Source organism: Bacillus solimangrovi (genome assembly GCF_001742425.1).
GTDB lineage: Bacteria > Bacillota > Bacilli > Bacillales > Bacillaceae_N > Bacillus_AV > Bacillus_AV solimangrovi.
Window position 1 is genome coordinate 33731 of the sequence record NZ_MJEH01000026.1, and the last position, 6695, is coordinate 40425.

Annotated in this window: 5 protein-coding genes and 1 pseudogene; 5 read left to right on the forward strand and 1 reads right to left on the reverse strand. The window is 37.1% G+C overall.

Annotation, left to right across the window (positions count from 1 at the left end; genetic code table 11):
- Positions 1–13 precede the first annotated feature (13 nt).
- From BFG57_RS10585 to BFG57_RS10600, 4 genes and pseudogenes are all read left to right on the forward strand, one after another.
- A pseudogene (locus tag BFG57_RS10585) lies at positions 14–1498 on the forward strand (PrkA family serine protein kinase); the annotation flags it as partial.
- Between the two features lie 429 nt (positions 1499–1927).
- Positions 1928–2191: a CD3324 family protein gene (locus tag BFG57_RS10590; protein WP_069717464.1), complete on the forward strand. Its 264-nt coding sequence runs from the start codon at positions 1928–1930 to the stop codon at positions 2189–2191.
- Positions 2192–2362: 171 nt separating this feature from the next.
- A complete protein-coding gene (locus BFG57_RS10595; protein ID WP_069717465.1) occupies positions 2363–2998 on the forward strand; it encodes a FusB/FusC family EF-G-binding protein in 636 nt (211 codons plus the stop codon).
- Between the two features lie 13 nt (positions 2999–3011).
- The gene (locus BFG57_RS10600; RefSeq protein WP_069717466.1) at positions 3012–3572 is read left to right on the forward strand and encodes a GNAT family N-acetyltransferase; all 561 of its coding nucleotides are present in this window, start codon (positions 3012–3014) and stop codon (positions 3570–3572) included.
- Positions 3573–3641: 69 nt separating this feature from the next.
- Here the strand turns inward: BFG57_RS10600 and BFG57_RS10605 are convergent, their stop codons facing one another.
- Entirely contained in the window at positions 3642–5645 is a 2004-nt protein-coding gene (locus BFG57_RS10605; protein WP_069717467.1) for a methyl-accepting chemotaxis protein, read from the reverse strand.
- A 387-nt stretch (positions 5646–6032) separates the two neighbouring features.
- Between BFG57_RS10605 and BFG57_RS10610 the strand changes: the two genes are divergently transcribed.
- Positions 6033–6695: DUF418 domain-containing protein (locus BFG57_RS10610; RefSeq protein ID WP_139125111.1), on the forward strand; the 663-nt coding region annotated here is incomplete at its 3' end.

Here is a 6695-nt window from a genome sequence, read left to right on the forward strand (position 1 = left end):
GGTTACTTACAGTATGCAAGCGGACCCATTGCATTTAATCCCAGTTCATTTAAGGGAAGAGTTTTTCAAAGAATATGGGATACGTGTTGAGGGGAACTTATCGCCGCTTAATATTATGCGTTTGGAGCAAGAATATGGGGATCGAATTGAGGATGTGCTTGTTGAGCGAGTATTCTTATCTGAGGATAAACGGGTTGGTATTGGTACATTTAGTCCGTCTGATCCGAAGTCACAGGATATTGCTGATTTAACAGGAAGTATCGATTTCTCGACGATTGCTGAATTTGGTTCTGAGTCTGATCCTCGTGCATATCGATTTGATGGTGAATTGAATAAGGCAAATCGTGGCATGATGGAGTTCCAAGAAATGCTTAAGTGTGATGAGAAGTTCTTATGGCATCTCTTGTCATTAACGCAAGAAGGGAACTTCAAAGCAGGACGTTTCGCGTTAATTAGTGCAGATGAATTAATTGTCGCACATACGAATGAAGCCGAGTATCGTTCCTTTATTTCGAATAAAAAGAATGAAGCACTTCATTCACGGATTATCGTCATGCCAATTCCGTATAATTTGAAAGTATCTCAGGAAGAGCGTATCTATCGGAAAATGATTGGTGAAAGTGATATGGCACATGTGCATATTGCACCACATACGTTGAAGGTTGCAGCGATGTTTACGATCTTAACACGTTTGAAAGAGCCGAAGAAATCGGGTGTAGACCTGATTAAGAAGATGCGTTTATATGATGGTGAAGATGTGGAAGGCTTCAATGAGGTTGATGTTGAAGAAATGAAGCAAGAATTCTCTGACGAAGGTATGAGTGGAATTGACCCACGTTATGTCATTAACCGAATCTCTTCAGCAATTATTCGTAAAGAAGTTGAGTCGATTAATGCATTGGATGTACTGCGCAACTTGAAGGAAGGTTTAACACAACACGCATCCATTTCAGAAGAAGATAAAGAGCGTTATTTGAACTTCATTTCTGTTGCACGTAAAGAATATGATGAACTGGCGAAGAAAGAGGTTCAGAAGGCATTTGTATATTCATATGAAGAGTCAGCGAAGACACTCATGGATAATTATCTTGATAACGTTGAAGCATATTGTAACAAGAACAAAATTCGTGACCCATTAACAGGTGAAGAGATGAACCCAGACGAGAAGTTAATGCGCTCGATTGAAGAACAAATTGGAATTTCGGAAAATGCGAAAAAGGCATTCCGCGAAGAAATTCTTATCCGTATCTCTGCTTATGCTCGTAAAGGGAAGAAGTTCGATTACAATTCTCATGAGCGGTTGCGCGAAGCGATCCAGAAGAAATTGTTTGCTGATCTGAAGGATATCGTCAAAATTACAACATCAACGAAGACACCTGATGAAAAACAACTGAAGAAGATGAATGAGGTTGTTGCAACATTGATTGATGAGTATGGCTACAACTCAACTTCAGCAAATGAATTGCTTCGATACGTCGGTAGCTTATTAAATAGGTAATCAATTAAATTAGTGGATAATCAGACTGATGAGCAAAAGCTTATCAGTCTTTTTTTTATCACGTTTCAACTGACGAAGACTTCTACTTTTCATACAAAGTTGAAGCGGAATTGTAGTGTAAGTAATTACTAAATCAGTTTAACCAACGACCCATGGCGGATAAAATAACTCACTCGTAAGGCAGTTTCACTTTATTGTCTCATCGATATATAATAGTTAATATGAGATTGATCCTATTTGAAGGGGTGATGAACATGGCAAATACATTGCCGCTTAATGCAGCTACTCATGCAAAGCCTAGTATTGGAAAGGTGATACTTTGCATGAGAGTAAACGATTATATAAAATCACCTAACTAAACGGTTATATCTAATATTAGGCTTTGCACCTTATTTTTGAAAACAAAATAAGAATAAGGGGCGGGCTGAGATGAACTATGTGAAAGCAAATGCGGTATTACCGCAAGAACTAATAAAAGAAATTCAGAAGTACGTTCAAGGAGAAACTATTTATATTCCGAAACCTAAAGCGAACCATAAAAAATGGGGAACACGTTCGGGAGCGAGAACGTTGATTGCAGATCGGAATGCATCTATTAAACAAGGGTTTAAAGATGGAAACTCAATTGAACAATTAGCTGAACAATATTTTCTTGCAGTTGAAACGATTAAAAAGATCGTTTATTCGAAATGAATGTTACCTTTATGATAGATATACAGAAGCACTGAGAATCTTAACGAGAGATTTTCAGTGCTTTTTTATGTATCGTTTGTTTCTTAATCATTCTCTGCATTTTAGAAGTACGGAATTTTTTCTACAATTAATGATAACGAAGCACTTGTAAGAGTGAAAGGAGTGGGATATATGAAACCTTTTATACAACCGTATCAATATCATTTCATTCATAAGCAAATGCAAACTCTTTTAAATGCACAATCCGCTAGTAATGATGAAAGTGTCTTACGAGCTTTACGAACAATGGCGACAGAAAGGCTGCTTGAAATTGTTGCGGATGGTTCAGATGAACAGCAGCAGTTCGTTCAAGCACTTGCAGAAGTGGATAATACAGAGAAGGCTGAGAAATTGCTCGCTCAATTGAGATCATATGTCATACCATTTGAGGTAACAGAACAGGAAATTAAGAAACTGTTTCCAAAGGTGAAGAAATTAAGAGTCCCACATTTAGCTGAGTTCGATATGTTTACCCGTTCATATGTAAACTGGTTTGATAGCGGTACGAATAAAACATTTCTTGTAACGAGAATGAACCAGAAGTTAGTAGGTTTACAAGGAACATTAACTCGTATAAACGAGAAAGGAATTTGTACGTTATGCAATGGGTATGAGGAAGTCGGAATCCTTCTAGTTGAAGAGAAGGGCAAACAGTTAGGTACGTACACGAAGAGAGGAAACTATATTTGTACCGATGGTGAGAAATGCAATCAAAACATAACGTCATTGGAACGAATACATGGATTTATAGAACGATTGAAGAAGTGAGGAGAAAGTTCGCATGCAAAAACTTGAATCAAATGTTAAATTTCTACAAAGTGATCGGTTATTTTTAAGACCGCTAGAGGAAGATGACTTAGACTTATTTTATGAAAAAGCATTATGGGAGCAAGAGGGAAGAAGATTAACAGGTTCACAAACGGTGTTCACCCGCTCAAGTGTACAAAGTTGGTTCGAGAATGTTTCATTAGATAGTACGAGAATTGATCTGCTCATTTGTTTGCAAGCAACGAATGCACCGATCGGAGAGATGGCGATGCTTGATATTGACCATCGAAACCAAAAAGCAGTCGTAAGAATATCGATCTTCGATAACGATTATTTAGGGAAGGGATTCGGAACAGAAGCGATGTCGTTATTAGTGGCATATGGATTTGACATCTTAAATCTACACAGAGTTGGTTTGGATGTCTTCTCATACAATGAACGAGCGATTAATTCTTATAAAAAGTTAGGGTTCAAGCAAGAAGGAGTAATAAGAGATAGCCTCTTTTATAATGGGCAGTTCCATGACTCGATTATGATGGGAGTGCTACGACATGAATTTGTAAAATGTACGTGATAACGAATGCAGCATAAAAAATATCGGTGCTAACCTCCAATGGATGGAGTGCTAGCACCGATAATTTGATTATTTGACTTTGAAGCGCTCAACCATGTCATGTAATTTATCCGCTTCTTCTGCATTTTCTTTCGTTGATTGAGCAATGTCTTTTATAAGCGTTAGCTGTTCGTCTGTACTTGTAGATAGTTTAATCGTTTGTTCGGTTGTGCCTTCAATTGATGCGACCATTTCTTTTAGTGAATGATCGATTTCTTGAGAACTTGCGCTCATTTCTTCTGTTGTAGCTGTAAAGTCATGCACTTTCGTTGAGATATGTTGAACAGAATTGTATATGTCTTCGAAATATTGATTGATATGTTTCATCATTTCTTGGCCTTCACATACTTCTTGTGAGACGTTATTCATCATTTGCAGTGAGTTTCTCGCTTTTTGTTCATTTTGCTGGATGAGTGTTGTAATCTGTTGGAGCGCATCTGCGGTTTGTTCCGCTAAGTTGCGAACTTCACCCGCTACAACTGCAAAGCCTCTACCATGTTCGCCTGCACGTGCTGCTTCAATAGATGCGTTCAATGCAAGTAGATTTGTTTGCTCAGCAATACCAGTTATCATCCCAATAATCTTACTAATTTCAAGTGCGCCTTCATCAAGACTTTTCACGACAGCCGATGATTGTTCGACGTTTTTTTCAATATGCTCCATTTGTTTTGTAACATTCTTTAATGATTGTTCGCCATTTTGTGCTTTTGAAGCAGTTTCTGCTGTAAGATCGGCTACAACACTTGATGACTTCGCAATTGATTGAGTCGCGGTCATCATTTCCTGTATGATTGAAGACGAATTGTTAGCATACTCAGCTTGAGTAGAGGCGGAGGTCGCTGCATGTTTAAGGTTTTCTGCAATTAATTGACTATGCTCTTTACCTTTGTCAGTTGATTGGAGCAATGAGTTGGTCGTTTCATACACATGATCGCTTGTGCTTTTCACTTGTTTCATAATCGTTTGCATCTTGTTTATCATTGCGTTAAAGGCGAACGCAAGCTTGCTCATTTCATCTTTTCCTGATTCATCTAACCTTACCGTTAAGTCAGCTTCGCCTTTACTAATCCGTAAGAGAGAGTTTGTGATTTTATCCATATTGTTCAATCGGCGTTTAACAAGTAGCGGTATGAAGATGACTAAAAGGATCAGTGCGATGCTAGTAGATAGAAACGTAATATTCGAAATTTCTGTTAGAATCTCATTTGATATGACAACGAATAAATACGTACCATCAGAAAGTGGTACTGTATATGCTTTTGCTTTCTTCTCATCATAAGTCATATTTTCATTAGATGCTCCTGCTGCACTTTTTACGGCTGTAAATGTTTGTTGAACAACTGATTGATCGGCATCATCTGATGTACTGACAAGAATTTTATCTTCATTTGAGAAGATGCCTGAATATAAAATTTGATCACTTAATTCCTCTTTCATCTTCATTAAGATCGATTTTGAACCGATGGTTTGATCTAATTCTATGAGTGACTGTCCATTACGTGCAACTTGAATAATTTGAGGCGAATTCCAGCCAGAAACACCGACAAATTTGAAGATTTGGTTGTCAACTGTTCGTACTTGTGCAGGTTGTGTCACGACATCCCGTTTATTTGTAATTAGATCCATGAATTCATATGCTTGAGAGTTTGGATCACTTCCGAAGAAAAAGTCTACATCTTCTGCCATATTCGTTAATGTTGTATTGCCTTTCCCGTCTGTTATCCAAAACTCATCAATACCAGAGCGTTCTGCAAGCTCACTTAGCTCAGCATAGTCTGTCCCATCTTCAACAATTAACGAAAGAAGCACAGATTCTGCAATCATCTCCTTCTCTAAGATTTGCTCAGAATAATCGCGAGCTGAAATGGTATTTTCAACAGCGATCCGAATTGTCTCGGTTATTGTTGTCCCTTGCTGAGTAATATACTCAGACGTATAGCGGTAGATGACCATTGACATGATTGAAATGATCATCGTAATAACAATGAGTACAGGCCACACAATTTTCCACTTAAGTGACTGATAAAACTTCATACTATTTGCCCCTCCCACCACAAGTTCAAATTTTCAGGTAAAAAGATATAAAAATCTATTAAATTACCATACTTTACTATTATAGTGATAAAAAGGAGGGTCTTTATATAGGGATTTGTATATTTTTTGTATTTTATTATGTATAATGGCAAGGTTGTTATACAGGGAAAATGATATACTCATGAGTTGATTAGACATATAAAGTGAAACTTGTATCAGCAGGAGCTTTATTCATCCCCCACTGAATAAATCAAGTCAAAACTGACGCTGGTTAAACTTCGTTGACTATCCTAAGTTTTGAAGTAGGAGTTTTAGTTTTCATTGATATATAACATAGTCCCGTAGTAGAACAAATATTATAATAGGAGAATTGGGAGATGAATTATAATGTTAAAGCCAATTTCAAAATCTGAACGAATTGCCTCAATCGATATTATAAGAGGTTTTGCACTACTCGGCATTTTATTAGTCAATCTGCCTACTTTCTACTCAGCAAATTTTATCTATCAAGAATACAGTATTGAAAAAGTGTATACGGGGTTCGATTACTGGATTGATTTTGTCTTGCAGCTGTTTGTACAAACAAAATTTTACCCAATTTTTTCATTTTTATTTGGATTAGGTTTTTATATATTTATGAGCCGAGCTGAGCAGAAGGGGTTAAATGGAAGAGGTTTGATGGTAAGACGCATGTTTGTCCTGCTTGTTTTCGGTCTTCTTCATCTAGTGTTTCTATGGTACGGTGATATTTTACATGTGTACGCAATTACAGGCTTCGTCTTGTTACTAGTCTTCTATAAAAGGAAAACGAAGACATTATTAATCTGGGCGTTTAGTTTATTGTTTCTCTTTCATGCTTTCACTAGCATCATATTCTTAGTGCCTGAATCTATCTATGTTGAAATGAATGAAGAATTAACTCAAGGTTATGAAAGTCAGCTAAACGAGTATGTAGACGTATACAAATATGCACCATATAGTGAGTGGGTTTCATATCGATTCGAGAATGAAGTTATGCTAATGGTCACAAATCTACCATTTAACCCCTTC

Excerpts from the sequence above, each read along its gene's own strand:
- BFG57_RS10590 (WP_069717464.1), top strand. The coding sequence starts at position 1,928 with ATGAACTATGTGAAAGCAAATGCGGTATTACCGCAAGAACTAATAAAA.
- BFG57_RS10595 (WP_069717465.1), top strand. The coding sequence starts at position 2,363 with ATGAAACCTTTTATACAACCGTATCAATATCATTTCATTCATAAGCAA.
- BFG57_RS10600 (WP_069717466.1), top strand. The coding sequence starts at position 3,012 with ATGCAAAAACTTGAATCAAATGTTAAATTTCTACAAAGTGATCGGTTA.
- BFG57_RS10605 (WP_069717467.1), bottom strand. The coding sequence starts at position 5,645 with ATGAAGTTTTATCAGTCACTTAAGTGGAAAATTGTGTGGCCTGTACTC.